This is a genomic window from Catenuloplanes niger (genome assembly GCF_031458255.1).
Taxonomy (GTDB): Bacteria; Actinomycetota; Actinomycetes; order Mycobacteriales; family Micromonosporaceae; genus Catenuloplanes; species Catenuloplanes niger.
This window is the reverse complement of the sequence record NZ_JAVDYC010000001.1, coordinates 237,830-253,538: the sequence shown is the minus strand read 5'-3', so window position 1 is coordinate 253,538 and position 15,709 is coordinate 237,830. Positions and strand designations below refer to the sequence as shown.

At 72.4% G+C, this 15,709-nt stretch carries 17 protein-coding genes; 11 read left to right on the top strand and 6 right to left on the bottom strand.

Annotation, left to right across the window (positions count from 1 at the left end; genetic code table 11):
* The first annotated feature begins 30 nt into the window (after nucleotides 1-30).
* From J2S44_RS01100 to J2S44_RS01080, 5 genes are all read left to right on the top strand, one after another.
* Nucleotides 31-1,185: a cytochrome P450 gene (locus J2S44_RS01100; protein WP_310408016.1), complete on the top strand. Its 1,155-nt coding sequence runs from the start codon at nucleotides 31-33 to the stop codon at nucleotides 1,183-1,185.
* A 169-nt stretch (nucleotides 1,186-1,354) separates the two neighbouring features.
* Nucleotides 1,355-1,951 carry a TetR/AcrR family transcriptional regulator gene (locus tag J2S44_RS01095; protein WP_310408014.1) on the top strand — a complete coding sequence of 199 codons (597 nt, stop codon included), beginning with the start codon at nucleotides 1,355-1,357 and terminating at the stop codon, nucleotides 1,949-1,951.
* Nucleotides 1,948-2,811 (top strand): NAD(P)H-dependent oxidoreductase, encoded by an 864-nt coding sequence (locus J2S44_RS01090; protein ID WP_310408011.1) that lies wholly within the window; start codon nucleotides 1,948-1,950, stop codon nucleotides 2,809-2,811. Before J2S44_RS01095 ends, J2S44_RS01090 begins: the two co-directional genes overlap by 4 nt.
* Nucleotides 2,812-2,888: 77 nt before the next feature.
* Nucleotides 2,889-3,368 (top strand): hypothetical protein, encoded by a 480-nt coding sequence (locus J2S44_RS01085; protein ID WP_310408009.1) that lies wholly within the window; start codon nucleotides 2,889-2,891, stop codon nucleotides 3,366-3,368.
* 129 nt (nucleotides 3,369-3,497) lie between these two features.
* Nucleotides 3,498-4,421 carry a catalase gene (locus tag J2S44_RS01080; protein WP_310408008.1) on the top strand — a complete coding sequence of 308 codons (924 nt, stop codon included), beginning with the start codon at nucleotides 3,498-3,500 and terminating at the stop codon, nucleotides 4,419-4,421.
* An 8-nt stretch (nucleotides 4,422-4,429) separates the two neighbouring features.
* On the opposite strand, the gene J2S44_RS01075 is transcribed toward J2S44_RS01080, so the two are convergent.
* The 6 genes from J2S44_RS01075 to J2S44_RS01050 all read right to left on the bottom strand — a co-directional run bounded on the left by J2S44_RS01075 (nucleotide 4,430) and on the right by J2S44_RS01050 (nucleotide 10,862).
* Entirely contained in the window at nucleotides 4,430-5,380 is a 951-nt protein-coding gene (locus tag J2S44_RS01075) for an ABC transporter substrate-binding protein (protein WP_310408006.1), read from the bottom strand.
* A gap of 12 nt (nucleotides 5,381-5,392) precedes the next feature.
* The gene (locus J2S44_RS01070; RefSeq protein WP_310408004.1) at nucleotides 5,393-6,337 is read right to left on the bottom strand and encodes an ABC transporter permease; all 945 of its coding nucleotides are present in this window, start codon (nucleotides 6,335-6,337) and stop codon (nucleotides 5,393-5,395) included.
* Nucleotides 6,338-7,825 (bottom strand): sugar ABC transporter ATP-binding protein, encoded by a 1,488-nt coding sequence (locus tag J2S44_RS01065; RefSeq protein ID WP_310408002.1) that lies wholly within the window; start codon nucleotides 7,823-7,825, stop codon nucleotides 6,338-6,340.
* Nucleotides 7,826-8,068: 243 nt separating this feature from the next.
* A complete protein-coding gene (locus J2S44_RS01060; protein ID WP_310407999.1) occupies nucleotides 8,069-8,278 on the bottom strand; it encodes a hypothetical protein in 210 nt (69 codons plus the stop codon).
* A gap of 281 nt (nucleotides 8,279-8,559) precedes the next feature.
* Nucleotides 8,560-9,510, bottom strand: a complete 951-nt coding sequence (locus J2S44_RS01055) for a hypothetical protein (protein WP_310407997.1) — start codon at nucleotides 9,508-9,510, stop codon at nucleotides 8,560-8,562.
* A 413-nt stretch (nucleotides 9,511-9,923) separates the two neighbouring features.
* Nucleotides 9,924-10,862, bottom strand: a complete 939-nt coding sequence (locus J2S44_RS01050; RefSeq protein ID WP_310407995.1) for an SDR family oxidoreductase — start codon at nucleotides 10,860-10,862, stop codon at nucleotides 9,924-9,926.
* Nucleotides 10,863-11,126: 264 nt separating this feature from the next.
* Here J2S44_RS01050 and J2S44_RS01045 point away from each other — a divergent pair, with 264 nt between their 5' ends.
* The 6 genes from J2S44_RS01045 (at nucleotide 11,127) to J2S44_RS01020 (ending at nucleotide 15,657) form a co-directional block, all read left to right on the top strand.
* The gene (locus J2S44_RS01045) at nucleotides 11,127-11,474 is read left to right on the top strand and encodes a metalloregulator ArsR/SmtB family transcription factor (protein ID WP_310407993.1); all 348 of its coding nucleotides are present in this window, start codon (nucleotides 11,127-11,129) and stop codon (nucleotides 11,472-11,474) included.
* Nucleotides 11,471-11,953: an SRPBCC family protein gene (locus tag J2S44_RS01040; RefSeq protein WP_310407991.1), complete on the top strand. Its 483-nt coding sequence runs from the start codon at nucleotides 11,471-11,473 to the stop codon at nucleotides 11,951-11,953. The genes J2S44_RS01045 and J2S44_RS01040 overlap by 4 nt, the downstream gene beginning before the upstream one ends.
* 155 nt (nucleotides 11,954-12,108) lie before the next feature.
* Complete coding sequence (locus tag J2S44_RS01035) at nucleotides 12,109-12,444, top strand: hypothetical protein (RefSeq protein WP_310407989.1); 336 nt, start codon at nucleotides 12,109-12,111, stop codon at nucleotides 12,442-12,444.
* A complete protein-coding gene (locus J2S44_RS01030) occupies nucleotides 12,441-14,240 on the top strand; it encodes a GMC family oxidoreductase (RefSeq protein ID WP_310407986.1) in 1,800 nt (599 codons plus the stop codon). The genes J2S44_RS01035 and J2S44_RS01030 overlap by 4 nt, the downstream gene beginning before the upstream one ends.
* Complete coding sequence (locus J2S44_RS01025; RefSeq protein WP_310407983.1) at nucleotides 14,237-15,025, top strand: hypothetical protein; 789 nt, start codon at nucleotides 14,237-14,239, stop codon at nucleotides 15,023-15,025. The genes J2S44_RS01030 and J2S44_RS01025 overlap by 4 nt, the downstream gene beginning before the upstream one ends.
* Nucleotides 15,026-15,171: 146 nt before the next feature.
* Nucleotides 15,172-15,657 carry a hypothetical protein gene (locus tag J2S44_RS01020; protein ID WP_310407981.1) on the top strand — a complete coding sequence of 162 codons (486 nt, stop codon included), beginning with the start codon at nucleotides 15,172-15,174 and terminating at the stop codon, nucleotides 15,655-15,657.
* Nucleotides 15,658-15,709 lie beyond the last annotated feature (52 nt).

The following is a 15,709-nucleotide window of genomic DNA, read 5'->3' as shown; positions in this document are numbered from 1 at the left end:
AAAGACGTCGTGCCCGCCGGCTGCTGTCTCATGTCCGGGACTCGCTCGTTTCGCCCCTCATGGAGGACGAGCCTCGGACCACGAATCCCCCTTCGGGACGAGATATTCGTTGGCGACCCGGGCGGAGCCGAGGAACCTGAGGAGGGTGAACACCATCGTCAACCTTCCTGGGCCACCGACGTCCTGGACAGCATGATGCGTTACACGCTTGACGTGACCTCGGGCCTGGCGATGGGCCACGACCTCAATTCACTGGAGAGCACCGGTGAAGGCCTGCACCGCCGGCTCCCGATGCTCTTTCCCACGTTCGCCCGGCGGATCAACTCGCCGTTTCCCTACTGGCGCCGCTTCAAGCTGCCACAGGATCACCGGCTGGACGCGACCGTCGATGAGATCAAGGCCCTGGTCAAGGAACACTTCGCGCACGCAAGGACACGGGTGGCAGCAGGCGAGCCACCGGCCAACTTCCTCGAAGCGCTGGTGAAACCATTGGAGAACGAGTCGGGCATCACGGACGAGGAGGTTTTCGGCAACGTCCTGACGATGCTGCTGGCGGGTGAGGACACCACCTCGTCGACCGCCGCGTGGGCGCTGCACTTCCTGGCCGAGCACCCGGACATCGCTGCGAAGGTCCGGGCCGAGGCCGACGAGGTGCTCGGCGATCAGCGGGTGCCCGGCGACCCGGCGACAATCGGCCGTTTGAGGTATGCCGAGGCGGTCGTCCACGAGGTCCTGCGGCTCCAGCCGGTCGCACCCATGGCAGGTCTGCAGAACCTCCGGGACATGACCGTTGCCCTGAGCGACGGGCACGAGTTGTTCCTGCCCGCGAACACGCCGATTGTCGTGCTCATGTCCTACGGTGCTCGCCGCGACACGACCCGGTTCCCCGACGCCGACGTGTTCCGTCCCGAACGTTGGCTGGACGGCAGGCTGCCCGCCGAGGCGCTCCCGTTCGCGCCGTTCGGCAGCGGACCGCGATTCTGTCCCGGTCGTAACCTGGCCCTGATCGAGGCGGCCATGGTCACCTCGGTCCTGGGCCGCCATTTCGACCTCGCCGGAGACCGCACAGCTGGCATGGTCCGCGAACGAATGTCGTTCTCGGCCTACCCGGTCAACCTGCGTCTGCATGTCCAGGCCCGACGTGCCGCCTGGAACAGCGCGAACCCGGGCTCAGCGGTCCGGTAAGGCGGAAAACAGCCGGGCGGGCCAAGATCTGGGCTCTGTTCTCCGCTGACGAGCGTGTCCCCGGACCACCGCCGCCCGGCGTGTCTCCAACCCGGCGAACGTTCATGGACGGCCAATTAGCTGAACCGACAAATTACCATCGGTAAGTTACCCGTGGTAAGTTATTGGCATGAGCGACGCACCACCGCGCCGGCGGCTGTCGAAAGTAGACCGGCACGCGCAACTACTGGACGTGGCGCGGGAGCTGATCCGCGACGCCGGGACGGACGAGCTCACCCTCGGGCGGCTCGCCGAGCGTGCCGGCGTGACCAAACCGCTGGTGTACGACCACTTCGGTGACCGGGCGGGACTGCTCGCCGAGCTGTACCGCGCCTTCGACGCCCGGCAGCGGGAGACGCTCGAGGCGGCCATCGAGCGGGTCGAGCGCACCCTGCCCGCGGTGGCCGGCGTGGTCGCGGCCGCGTACATCGACTGCTGCGTCGCGGAGGGCCAGGAGATGGCCGACGTCGTCGCGGCACTCGCCGGCTCGTCGACCCTCAGCCGGGTCCGTCAGGAGGCCGAGGAGGCCTACGTCGCCATGTGCCGCGCGGCGCTGGAACCCCTCGCCGGCCCGCTCGACGCGGCCGGGCTGCACGCGTTCGTCGGCGCCGCCGACGCGCTGGCCCGCACCGTGCTCGCCGGCCGGATCGGCGCCGCCCGGGCGCGCGCCGTGCTCACCCGCGTCCTCATCGCCATCGCTCTCGACCCGACAGAGGTGACGTCATGACGATCACGCACCCGCCGAAGCCCGGCGCCGCCCACTGGATCTACGCGCACCCGCGCCGCGGATCCTTCAACGACCGCCTCTTCCGGGCGGGGATCGAGGAGCTGTCCACCCGGTACGACGTGGCGACGTCCGACCTGAACGCCCAGCGCTTCGACCCCGTGCTGGGCGAGCGCGACCTCGGTGACCTCGCCGCGAAGCCCGGGAACATCGCGGAACTGGCCGGCGAGGCCTACGCCGCGGGCCGGCTGCCCGACGACGTCCGCGCGGAACAGGCCAAGCTCGCCGCGGCGGAACTTGTCGTGGTGCAGTTCCCGCTGTGGTGGTACGGGCCGCCGGCCATCCTCAAAGGCTGGTTCGACCGCGTCCTGACCAGCGGCTTCGCCTACGGCGACCACGACACCGAGCGGAACGTGCCACGACGGTACGGCGACGGCGGCCTCACCGGCCGGCGGGCCCTCGTCGTGGTGACCGCGGGCGACGACGCCGGCACCCTGGGCCCCCGCGGCATCAGCGGCGACCTGGAGTCCCTGCTCTTCCCGCTCACCCACGGCATCCTCTGGTACGTCGGCATCGAGCCCCTCGACCTGCACGTCGTGCACGACGCCGACACGCTCGACGCCGACGCGGTCGACCACGAGATCGACCGCCTCCGGGAACGACTCCGCACCGTCGGCACGGAGACGCCGATCCGGTTCCGCCGCCTGCGCGACGGCGACTACCGCGAGTCCCGAGCCCTCCGCGCGGATCTCTTCCCCGGCCGCACCGACCTCGGCATCCACATCAACCCCGCGCCCGCCCGGCCGGCCCCCGCCCCGCGCGACCGCGACCCGGCAGCGGTGGCGCCACCGGCCGCGCGGTAGCGCCACCGGCCGGCGCGACCGGAGACCCGACCCGCCTTCACGGGCGCGCCCAAGATCTATAAGGTGTGCTCTCCCGGGTGCGTGACCTGGGCGAACGGGGTGGTGTGGTGATGAACGAGACCGCGGTGGTGTCGCGTGGCCGGTCGGCGATCCGGTGGTTCCTCGGCGCGTCCGCCGTGGCGATCGCCGCCGTCCCCGTGAAGGTGGCCGTGCTCGCGCTGGTCCTCGGCCCCGCCTACGTCGACCCCAGTTATGTGACCGATTCGATCGTTTTCGGGGCGATCGTCGAGGCGATGTTCTACCTGCCGCCGACCCTGGTCATTCTCGGGATCGCGGCTCCGTTCGTGTCCCGCCTCGGCGCGGCCACCTGGTTCCAGACCACGTGCGCCGTCGCGCTGGCCGCCGTCGCGGTCCTGTCGTTGGTGCTCCTGCTCCGGCCCGAGTACTGGCTGATCGTCGCGCTCGGGCAGGTCGCGGTGGCCGCCTGCGCACTCGCGTGGATGCCCGGCGCCCGTCCGCACCGATCAGGCGGGCCTGCCCGTCCGGCCGCCGCCTGACGAAGACGGTGACCGTGGCGTCTAGGCTGTGCCGCGCGGCCGATACCTGATCCGCTGGTCTGCCCACAGTCGACAGACCGGCGCATCCGGTGGCCGCGCCGGATCCGTTGCCGTACCGAGGAGAGTGCCGTGTCGGACGTCGAGCGCGCGACGGTCATCCGCGCCATCGAGGCCATGGAGAAGCACACCGCGACCGTGCCGGGATATCGGCGGGCGCACCCGCGTGGTGTCCTCTTCCACGCCACGTTCACCCCTGCGCCGGATGTCGCGACGCTGACCACGGCCGAGCATCTGGCCGGCCCGCCGGTCACCGCGCTGGTCCGGCTGTCCGCCGCACCGGGCAACCCGCACGCGCCGGAGCGCAAGCCGGACGGCCGGGGCACCACGCTCGGGCTGGGCATCCGCTTCGACCTGCCGGCCGGCGGGCACGCCACCTGGGCCGCGGCCAGCATCCCCGCGTTCCCGGCCCGGACGCCGGAGGAGTTCATCAAGGTCACGAAGCTGCAGAACCCGGCGACCGGCAAGCCGAGCCCGTGGATCCTGGCGCACGCCGCCACCCACCGGCACATCGTGCCCGGCCTCCGGGCGATCGCCGGCATGCCGGTCATGGCCAGCTTCGCGACCACCCGCTACCACGGGCTGCACGCGTACTTCCTGGTCGCGCCGGACGGTTCGCGGCGCGCGTTCCGGTACAGCTGGCTGCCGGACGCGGGCGAGGTGACGCTCACCGACGAGGAGCGCCCACCGCACTACCTGGTCGACGAGATCCTGCGGCGCGGTACGGCGTCCTGGAGCCTGACGTTCACCCTGGCGGAGCCGGGTGATCCGACCGACGACGTGACCGCCCGGTGGCCGGACTCCCGCGAGACGGTGCGGGCGGGCACCCTGCGCCTCGACGCCGCGGTCGAGGACCAGGCCGGGCTGGACGCGACCGTGTTCGACCCGACCGGCGTCGTCCCCGGCATCGAACTGTCCGACGACCCGATCCTGCACTTCCGGTCCCAGGTGTACGGCGAGTCCTTCACCCGCCGCACCCACGAGGACCGCGGCTGAGCGGCCGGCTACTGGTACAGCACCGCCTGGATCTCCGGGGTGTCGATGTTCGTCCGGTCGTACCAGAAGTAGCCGGTGTCGATGGTCTTCTCCAGCGGCTCGCCGCGGATCGCCGTGAGGGCGGCCGTGATGAGCGCGGCGCCCATGCCGACCGGGTTCTGGGTGATCGCGCCGGCCATCAGGCCGGATCGGATCGCGTCCAGCTGGGCCTTGCCGGAGTCGAAACCGACGATCGTCACGCCGGTACGGCCGGATTCCTGGACGCCGCGGACCACGCCGATGGCGGAGCCCTCGTTGGCGCCGTAGATGCCGGTGACGTCCGGGTTCGCGCTCAGGATCGACTTGGTGATGTCGGCGGAGCGGGCCTGGTCGCCGTCGCCGTACTGGACCGGCAGCAGCCGTACGCCCGGCGCGTTCTCGGCCATCCAGCGGGTGAAGCCGTCGCGTCGCTGCTGCCCGGTCAGGCTGGTCTGGTCGTGCACGACCAGCGCCACCGTGCCGGTGCCGCCGATCAGCTCGGACATGTGCGTGGCGGCCTCGGCGGCGGCCGCGAGGTTGTCGGTGGCGGCGGTGGTCAGCGGCACCTGCGAGTCGACGCCGGAGTCGAACGCGATCACCGGGATGTTCTGCGCCTTCGCCTGCTGGAGCAGGCCCTCGGCGGCCTTGGAGTCGAGCGCGGCGAAGCCGATCGCGTCCGGGCGTTTGGCGATCGCGTTGGTGAGCATGGTGATCTGGGCCTCGACCTCCTTCTCGGTGGCCGGTCCCTCGAACGTGATGGTCGCGCCGGCGCGGGCCGCCTCCCGCTCCGCGCCCGACTTGACCGCCTGCCAGAACTGGTGCTGGAAGCCCTTGGCGACGATCGCGACGTACGGTCCGTCGCCGGCGGCGCCGGAGTCGCGGTTGCAGGCCGCGAGCCCGGCCACGGCCAGACCGCCGATCAGCAGCTGACGTCTGCGCATGCGAGACACTCCTTAGTGGACGACGACCGCCCGGCGCCGTGCCATGTCGGCGTAGACGGCGATGAGGATGACGACCCCGAGGACCACGTTCTGCCACTCCTGCGGGATGGACAGCAGCTGGAGGCCGTTGTTGAGCACCGAGATGATCAGCGCGCCGATCACCGTGCCGGCGATCGAACCGCGGCCGCCGGACAGCGAGGTGCCGCCGATCACCACGGCGGCGATCGCCTGCAGTTCGTAGCCGGCGCCGGTGGCCGGCTGCGCGGAGCCGAGCCGCGCCGAGATCATCACGCCGGCCAGGCCGGTGAACAGCCCGGCCAGCGTGTAGACGGCGATCTTCCAGCGGGTCACGTCGATGCCGGACAGCGCGGTGGCCTCCTCGTTGCTGCCCATCGCGAACGCGTACCGGCCGAGCACGCCGCGGCGCAGCAGCACGGCCGCCACCGCGGTCGCGGCGATCAGCACCAGCACCGCGTTCGGGAACTCCGGGATGAGCGTGCCGGTGGACAGCAGCAGGTAGCCGGGGGAGTCGTTGAAGTAGATCGGGGTGCTCTCCGAGACGACCAGCGCCAGCCCCTGCGCGACCAGCATGGTGGCGAGCGTGGCGATGAACGGCGGCAGCCCGAACCGTGCCGTGCTGACGCCGTTGACCAGCCCGATCAGGCCGCCGAACAGCACCGCGAGCAGCACCCCGAGCGGCCACGGCAGGCCCCAGGTGACGACGAACGTGCCGGACATGACCGCGCACAGCGCCATGCCGGTGCCGATCGACAGGTCGATGCCGCCGGTCACGATCACGAACGTGGTGCCCAGTGCCAGCAGCCCGATCACCACGGTGGAGAACAGGATGTTGACCACGTTGCCGTAGGTGCCGAACGAGGGCGTGGCCACCGCGAAGAACGCCGCGATGACGATCAGGCCGGCGAACGCGAGCAGTTGCTGGAGCCGGGCGATCACTCATGCCTCCCGCTGCGTGGCCAGGTGCATGATGCGTTCCTGGGTGGCCTCGGCCGCGGACAGCTCGCCGGTGAGCCGGCCACCGCTCATCACCAGCACCCGGTGCGCCATCCGCAGGATCTCCGGCAGCTCCGAGCTGATCATGACGATCGCGCGGCCCTGCCCGGCCAGCTCGTTGAGCAGCTGGTAGATCTCCTCCTTGGCGCCCACGTCGATGCCGCGGGTCGGCTCGTCGACGATCAACACGTCGCAGTCCTTGGCCAGCCACCGGGCGATGACCACCTTCTGCTGGTTGCCGCCGGAGAGGTGGCGCACCTCCTGGCGTACCCCCGGTGTCTTGATCTTCAGGGAGTCGACGTACCGCTCGGCCGTGGCGCGCACCCGGCCGTCGTCGACCAGGCCGCCCCGGGACAGCGGACGGCCGAGCGAACCGATCGTGATGTTCGCCGCCACGGACTGGTCCAGCAGCAGGCCGAAGCGCTTGCGGTCCTCGGAGAGGTAGCCGACGCCCGCCGCGGCGGCCTGTGCCGGATTCTTGATCCGCACGGTACGGCCGCGGACGCCGATCGTGCCGGCCGAGATCGGGTCGGCGCCGACGATCGCGCGCCCGAGCTCGGTGCGGCCCGCGCCCATCAGGCCCGCGACGCCGAGGATCTCACCCTCGCGTACCTCGAACGAGATGTCCCTCAGCAACCGTTTCGTGGCGAGCCCGCGGACGGTCAGCACCGGTGCGCGGTCCTCGCGGACGCCCGCCGGAGTCGCGCCCAGGTCCAGTTCCCGGCCCACCATCATGGCGATGACCTGGGGGAGCCGGGCGTCCGCGGTGCGCACCGTGCCGATGTAGCCGCCGTCGCGGATCACCGTGATCCGGTCGGAGATCCGGGTCAGCTCGTCCATCCGGTGCGAGATGTAGACGACGCCGGTGCGCGGGCCGGTGAACCGGCGGATCAGCCCGTGCAGCACCGCCACCTCGGCGTCGTTGAGCGCGGCCGTGGGCTCATCCATGATCAGCACGCGGGCGTCGTGGGACAGCGCCTTCGCGATCTCGACCATCTGCTGGTGCGCCACGGTCAGGTCGCCGACCCGCGCCCGCGGGTCCAGCGGCAGGCCCAGCCGGTCCAGCAGCTCCCCGGTGCGCGCGTTGAGCCGGCGCTCGTCGACGAACATCCCGAGGGTACGTGGCTCGCGTCCGATCAGGACGTTCTGCGCCACGGTCAGGTCCGGCATCAGGTTGAACTCCTGATGGATGATGCTGATCCCGCGCGCCTCCGCCCGCCGTGGATCGAGCGGCTCGCCGTCCAGCCGGAACGTGCCGGCGTCCGGCCGAAGCGCGCCGGTCAGCACCTTCATCAGCGTGGACTTGCCCGCGCCGTTCTCCCCGACCAGCGCCAGCACCTCGTTGTGCCGCAACTCCAGGTGCATGTCACGCAGCGCCCGTACGCCGGGAAAGTCCTTGCGCACGCCGGTCGCCTCGAGGAGAGGCGTCATGTCGCGACCGCCGTCGGTCTCATCGACGTCCCCCAATCGCTGATCGACTCATCAGACATCGCGGGTTCGAGGTATGTCAATGGGTGCGCCGCCGCGGCGTGCGCCGGTGGCCACCTCACCGACCGGGTGGGGCGCGGCGGGAACGGGGATGCGCACGGCCTGGAGGTGGTCGTCGCCACCGCCGAGTCCGCGCTGCGTGAGCCGGCCGGCTCCACCGCGGCGGTGCGCGCCGCCCGCGGACCGTCAGTCGCCGCGCCGTCGCAGGGACCGGTACAGCTTCCACAGCCCCAGTGCGGCCGGGGAGAGAACCGCGGCGAACAGGATCCCGGCGAACACTCCGTAGCCGTGCGGGTCGAACAGCAGCCCGGTGCCGCTGAGCACGGCCTGGCCGGCGAAGACCCCGATCAGGGCGGTGACGGCGACCGCCACGGCGAACACGACGCGCCGCACCACGGTCCGCAGCGTTGCGCCGCGAGGGGTGCTGCCCGGCGTGTCGATGGTCGGCTCCGCGGATCGGACGGACTCCCCGGCGGCTGCCGGAAAGGGGTGCGGCCGGCCGGTGCGGTCCGGGGCGGCCGCGACCAGTTTGTCAGGCCCCTCGACGCGGCGGGGGCACGTGGTGCGTCCGGACCCGCGGCGGTGTGCGCCTGGCGGGGCGCTCGGCACGCTCGCCGGGCGTGACGTCGACGCCCGGGGTGACGGGCCCGGTGCGACGGGCGTTGTGTGGCGGGCCCTCAGTCGGTGCGGCCCGCACCGTACCCGTGGCGCATCCGGAATTTCATCGGCTCGGTCCCGGTGCTGCTGACGTGAGCGATCAGCGCGCCGCGCAACGGTTCCGGCATCGGCGCGCGCTGCCACTTCAGCGACGTCACCAGTTCCGCCGTGCCGTCGAGCTGCGCCGCCGTCAGCGGCTCCGACAGCAGCGCCGCGATCAGCTCGTCCCGCTCCTCGGCCAGCAACATGCGTTGCGGGGCGAGCTCGTGCCACGGCGTGCCGTCGCCGTCCTCGGCCGGCCGGCGCACCGAAAAACCAGCCCAGGCCACGAGGGTACGGATACGCGTCCGAGCCACCGGGAACACTTCCACGGCGAGCGCCGCCATCCGTTCCTCCGCGCCGTCCTCGCGCTGCGACACCGCCTCCGCGACGGTGGCGAGCGGCGCGGGCGCGGCACGCACCCACGCGGCCCGGCGCTCCGCCCACCGGATCCGGTCCCGGGCGACCGCCTCCTGGGCCTCCCGCGAGCCGGTCAGCCCGTGGTCGGCCAGCCAGTCGGTGAGCGCCTCACCGTCCCGCAGTTCGGCGTCGCAGCTGCCCGGCCCGCGCAGCCACTGCTGATGGTGCAGCGACCAGCGCGCGAGCTCGGCGCCGTCCGCGCCGCTGACGATGATCGTCGGCCAGCCCGGGCACAGGCAGACGTCACCCGTGCCGCCGTCGACGATCGCCAGCATCCGGGCCAATTCCGCGATCCGCGCGCCGCGCAGGGTGAGCCGCGCGGCGCCGTCGGCGGCCTCCAGCCCCCACGGATCGGCCTCGATGACGCACACCTCGGCCGCATCCGCCAGCACGCTCTCGATCGCCGCGTTCGTCGGCGGATCGGCCCGCATCAGCGCGTCGAACATCGCCGTCTCGTCGCTCATCGCCGTCTCGTCGGACGACGCGCCGGATTTCGCGGTCTCGTCGCTCATCGCGGAGAAGGATAGCGCCGGAGCGGCGGCCGGACCGGCCCGCCACCAGCGCCACTACCGCCCCACCGCCGGGTCCACCGCCGGTCTGCTGCCGCGCTCCACCGCCAATCCACCGCCAATCCATCGCAGGTCCGCCGCTGGTCCGTCGCCGGGTGATCGCCGGTCCGCCGCTGGTCCATCGCCGGTCCGCCGCTGGTCCATCGCCGGTCCGCCGCTGGTCCATCGCTGGTCCGCCGCTGGTCCGTTGCCGGTTTGATCGCTGGTCCGCCGCGGGTGCGCCGCTGGCCTGGCATCCCGGCCCGCCGCCGGCCCGCCGTCGCCATTCGCTGCCGGGTGCAACTGCCGGGGTGCCGGATGCCCGGCTGCGGTCCGGGCCCGTGCGCGATGCCGGTGCCGGTGAGCGTCCGGGGTGTTCAGGCGGGGAAGGAGACGCCGGCGAGCTTCGCGGAGAGGTCCCACATGCGTGCGGCGTCCTCCTCGCTGCGCAGGTTGGAGTAGAGCTTCTGTTCGCCGGGGCGGCCGGACATGTTGGCCACGCTCTGCGGGCCGTAGAAGCGGCCGGGCCGCGCGTCCGGGTGGGTGGCGGCGTAGAGCGCGGGAAGCATCGCGGTCTGCGGTGTGCCCAGGAGTCCGACGCGGGACAACACCCGGATCAGCCGTACGCTCATGGTGTCGCGGGTCCGGCCGACCTCGGGACGTGCGGCGAGCAGGTTGGTCGGTGCGATGCCGGGCTGAGTGATGTTGCTGGTGATGCCCCAGTTCCCGGCTTCGCTGCGCCGCTGCAGCTCCAGCCCGAAGAGACCGAATGCGATCTTGGAGTGGCTGTAGGCGCGCCCCGCGTTGTACGGCCCCTGCCAGGTCGGGTCGTCCCAGTTGATCTCGTTCGAGTTCGCCGCGACGCTGGTCTGGGACGTGACCCGCGCACGACCCGCGCGCAGCAGCGGCATCAGGTGCGCGACGAGGGCGACGTGCGCGAGGTGGTTCGTGCCGAACTGCAGCTCGATCCCTTCGGCCGTGTACTGGTGGGTCGGTGGCGTCATCACCCCGGCGTTGTTGATCATGAGGTGGATCGGGCGGCCCTCGTCGCGCAGCGCGGCGCCGAGGGTGGCGACCGAGCGCAGTGACGCCAGGTCGAGGTCGCGCAGCGACACCGCGGCGCCCGGATGCCACTCACGGATCGTCGCGATCGCGGTCTCGCCCTTGCGGCGGTTGCGGACCGGCATGATCACCTCGGCGCCCGCGGCGGCGAGGCGGCCGGCCAGGAACAGGCCCATGCCGTCACTGGCGCCGGTGACGACGGCGAGCTTCCCGGTCAGGTCGGGGACGGTGATGTCGGCTGTGGTGCGTGCCATGTGGTTGCTGCTCCTGCTGAGGCCCGTCGGATGGTGACCCCAGCCTGGACCCGCCGCCGAAGCCCAGCCAGGGCCCGCCGATCCCAGGCTGCCGAGCCGGCCCGGCCCGGCCCTCCGGCGGCACCGGCGCGGAACGCGCTGGCCGTGCGCGGAGGCGATGGCCGTGCGCGGAGGCGATGGCCGTGCGCGGAACGCGGTGGCCGTGCGCAACGCGATGGCCGTGCGCGGCACCCAAAAGCGTAACCGATGGGTTACGCTTCCCCGGTGGACGAGGTGGCCGGGGCGATAGCCGATCCGGTGCGGCGGGAGATCCTGCTGATGCTGCGGGCGGAGCCGCTGTCGGCGGGCCAGGTCGCGGGCCGGTTCGAGATCAGCCGGCCGGCGGTCAGCCGGCACCTGCGGGTGCTGCGCGAGGCCGGGCTGGTGCGGGACGCGGTCGACGGCCGCCGCCGGGTCTACACGCTGGTCACCGAGCCGTTCGAGGAGCTGGCCGGCTGGCTGGCGCGGTTGACGGCGCCGGGTGGCTGGGAGCGCCGGCTGGACGCGCTGGAGACCGAGGTCTACCGGACCCGCCGCGAACGGCGGCACCTACCTCGCGAGGAGAGCGCATGAGCCCGACACCGACCGGCCGGCTGTTCGGCAACGACCTGGTGCTCACCCGGACGTTCCGGGCCTGCATCGACGACGTGTGGGCCAGCCTGACGGAGTCCGACCGTACCGCGCGGTGGTTCGGCCCCTGGCGGGGTGAAGCCGGGCCGGGTCGCCGGATCGAGGTGCGGATGGTGCAGGAGGAGGGCGGTCCGTGGACGACGATGACGATCGAGGCGTGTGAGCCGCCGGCGCGGCTGGCCGTGTCCTCGGTGGACGACAGCGGCAGCTGGCATCTGGAGCTGCTGCTCAGCGAGCGTGACGGGGTGACGGAGCTGCGGTTCGTCCAGCACCTGACCGGCACCGAGGGCGTCGGTGAGGTCGGCCCGGGCTGGGAGTTCTACCTCGACGCGCTGGTCGCGTCGCGGGACGGCGGGCCGGCGCCGGTCTTCGACGACTACTACCCGTCGATGAAGGAGCATTTCGAGTCGCAGCGGTCCTGACGCCGGCCTCCCCCTCGACGTTCGGCTGCCCGTACCGTGGCAGGTTGTCGTCCCGATGATCGTCTGATCCGCACATACTGGACGATAAGGGATTCCGGACTACCATCAGGATGATGTCGGTCGATTTACGCGATTTCCTGGCTCTGTCGTCTCGATTGACGGGTTTCACACCCGCCGAACTGCTCGCCACCGGGTTCGCCGAGCACTGTCACGCCGTCGTGCTGGAGCGCGCCGGGGCGTCCCGGCTCGGCGCGCTGAGCGCGGTGACCGTGCCGCCCGATCCGGACGCGCTGGACCTCGCCCGCGCGATCGCCCGGGTCTGGTACACCGGCGTCTGGTCGGCCGGTGACGAGGCGCCGTTCGTGGTGTCCCGCCGGGCGTACGCGGAGGGCCTGGTCTGGAAGACGTTCGGCGGCGCGCCGCCGGGGACCGTCGGTCCCGGGTTCGGCAGCTGGGCGGCGGCGCCGCGCGTCCGGGCGGCGGCCGCGTGACCACACCGGCGCGGTACGACGTCGTGGTGGTGGGCGGGGGATTCGCCGGTTCGCTGGTGGCGAGGGCGCTCGGCGACGGCGGCTGGCGGGTGCTGGTCCTGGAGGCCGGCACCGACGGCGCAGAGGACGCGACGCACACGTTCCAGACCACGGTCGCGAAGACGCCGACGTCGGCGCTCCGAGCGAACGCGCTGGTGCCGTCGCCCGACGTCCTCGACCTGGCCGGCGGCCCCGGCGGCTACACCGCCACCGGCTACCTGCGGCAGACCGGCCCGTTGCCGTACTCCAGTCCCTATCTGCGGGTCAACGGCGGCAGTGGCACGGCCTGGACCGGGCTGGTGCCACGGATGCATCCCGACGACTTCGGCTACCACGGCGTCGGGCGCCGCTGGCCGCTGGGCTACGACGACCTGGAGCCGTACTACCGGGCCGCCGAACGCGAGATCGGCGTGGCGGCCGACGTCGACGAGCAGCGCGAGGGCGTGGGCCTGCCGTTCCCGGACGGCTACGTGTTCCCCATGCACGGGCTGCCGCGCACCTATCTGGACGACGTGCTGGCCGAGGCACTCGACGACCGGGAGGTCAGCGATCCCTACCTGGGCGGGCCGACGAGCCTGCGGGTGGTCGGCACGCCGCAGGCCCGCAACGCGCCGCCGAACCGGGCGTACGACGGCGGCCGTGGCTTCCGGCCGGCCGGTCACCGGTGCGCGGGGTACGCCAGCTGCATGCCGGTCTGCCCGGAGGGCGCGAAGTACACGCCCCGCCGGACCCAGGCCCGCTGGCCGTCGACCGTCACGCTCCGGACCCGGGCCGTCGTGCACCGGGTGGCCCGCGACGAGCACGGCCGGGTCACCGGCGTGGCCTTCCGGTCCTACGAGCCGGGGAGCGCCGGCCGGCACACCGTGGAGGAGGTCACGGCGGACCTGGTCGTCCTGGCCGCGCACGCCGTGGAGAACGCCCGGCTGCTGCTGATGTCCGGCCTCGCCGACGGCAGCGGCCAGGTCGGGCGCAACCTCATGGACCATCCGGCGCTGCTCACCTGGGGGCTCACGGCCGCGCCGACCGGCCCGTACCGGGGGCCCGGGTCGACCACGGGCATCGAGGGGTTCCGGTTCGGGCCGGGCCGGCGGGTCCGGGCGCCGTTCCGGATCGAGATCGGGAACTGGGGCTGGGTGTGGGCGTTGGGCCCGCCGGACCGGGACGTCGACGAGCTGCTGGCACAGAACGTCTTCGGCACGGACCTGCGCCGGCGGCTGGGCGAGCGGGTCGGGCGGCAGTTCGCGCTGCAGTTCGAGATCGAGCAGGAGGCCGACCCGGCGAACCGGGTCACCCTCGACCCGGACCGGCGCGACGCGTTCGGCGATCCGCGGCCGGTGCTGCACTACGACCTGTCCGACTACGTGAAGCGTGGCATGGCCGCGGCCAAGCGGGTGTCCGACCAGATCTTCGCGCTGCTCGGCGCGGAGGACCACACCGCGTACCGCCCGGAGCCCGGCATGCCGGGGTACTTCGAGTTCGACGGCACGCCGTACGCCTACCGGGGCGCCGGGCACGGTGCGGGCACCCACCTGATGGGCGCCTCGGCCGCCGACTCCGTCGTGGACGCGTGGCAGCGCAGCTGGGACCACCCCAACCTCTATCTCGTCGGGTGCGGGAGCATGCCGTCGCTCGGCACCTCCAACCCGTCGCTCACGATGGCCGCGCTCGCCCTGCGCAGCGCGGAGCACATGGATCGCGAGCTGCGCGCGGCGCGCCGGCTCACCGTCACCGACGTCAAGGAGAACGCACCCTCATGACCCTGCCACCCGTGGCCGAACCGTTCCTGCTGCCCTTCCACTACGGCGCGCTGCACCAGGTGGGCATCGACTACCTGGTCGACCCGGAGCCGGCCCGCGCGGTGCTGGCCAAGAGGCACCCCGGCCTGGACGTCGCCGAGTTCGACGGACGGGCCTGCGTGTCCGTCAACTTCCAGCTGTACTTCGCGCAGTACCAGAACGGCGGCGGCATCACCCAGGAGATCGAGGTCAACCTGGTGGCCGTGCCGCGCGGCGCGCAGGACCGGGTGTCCTCGCTGACGTATCCGGACTACGCGAGCGGCGTGGACACCTCGGGCCTGCTCGGCATCGGCCGGCTGCACGTGCTGTGCGACAACGACATCGCGATCCGGGCCGGTACGCTGCTGTTCGCCGAGCCGAAGTACCCGGCCCGCTTCGAGGTCTCGATGCCCTCGCTCAACGGCCCGGCGACCTCGACCTGGTCCGTCGACTGCCTCGGGCACTTCGCGTTCACGGCGCGGCTCGACGGCCTGCCGGCCACCCCGGTGCACAGCGCGCCGATCACCGGGTACGGCACGACGGAGGAGGGCCGGCTGCTGGCCGGGCCGATGAACGTGTACCAGCCCTGCCAGCTGTACCACCTGGACGACCCGGACCGGATCACCCTGACCGTCACCGACCCGTCCACCGAGGTCTGCACCGACCTCACCACCATGATCGGTACGGCGCCGGCGGTGGCGGCGTGGACCTTCCAGTCCACTCCGGTCGCGGCCCACAACCGCCCGTACTACCAGCCGTTCGCCTGACCACCGGCGATACGTGGCGGGGCCGGCGGTCAACCACCGGCCCCGCTCCGGTGTCATCGCGTACGTGGAGATCACCACCTCGGCCGGCCGCTGCCACGGCGCGGCCGGCCGGTTCCGCGGGTGCGGCGGTCTGCCACCATGATCCCGTGAGTTCGCGGGAGACGGCCCACCGGATCGCGTGGGGTCTGATCGCCCTCAACGTCATCCTGGGCCTCACGCACGCCTACGAGGGTCTGCGGGAGTGGCGGTTCCGCGCGGTGGCGGTGCACACCGAGGGGCGGGTCGGCGCGGTCTGGGCGGGACCGGAGTGGCTGGTGGAGTTCCATGTCGACGGTGAGCTCCACACCGCCCGAACCGACCGGCTGACCGGCAGGCCGAGGGTGGGCGACCGGATCGAGGTGCTGGTGGACCCGGCGGACACGGCGGTCGCGGTGTCGCCGGGCATGACCGTGCAGGACTGGTCGGAGCTGCCCGGGTTGCTCGCGATGCACGCGTTCCTCGTCCTGGTGCCGGTCCTCGTCCTCCGGTTCGTCCACCTCGACAGGGAACCACCCGCCGAACCGCCCCGGCCGCGCCGTCGAGGCCGGGCGATGCGCGGCGGAAGCAACCGCGCGACACGACGCGGGCGCTAGCCGCCATGGCCGCCCGGCGGCGCACCTCGATGTGATATCCGCCGCCTGGCGT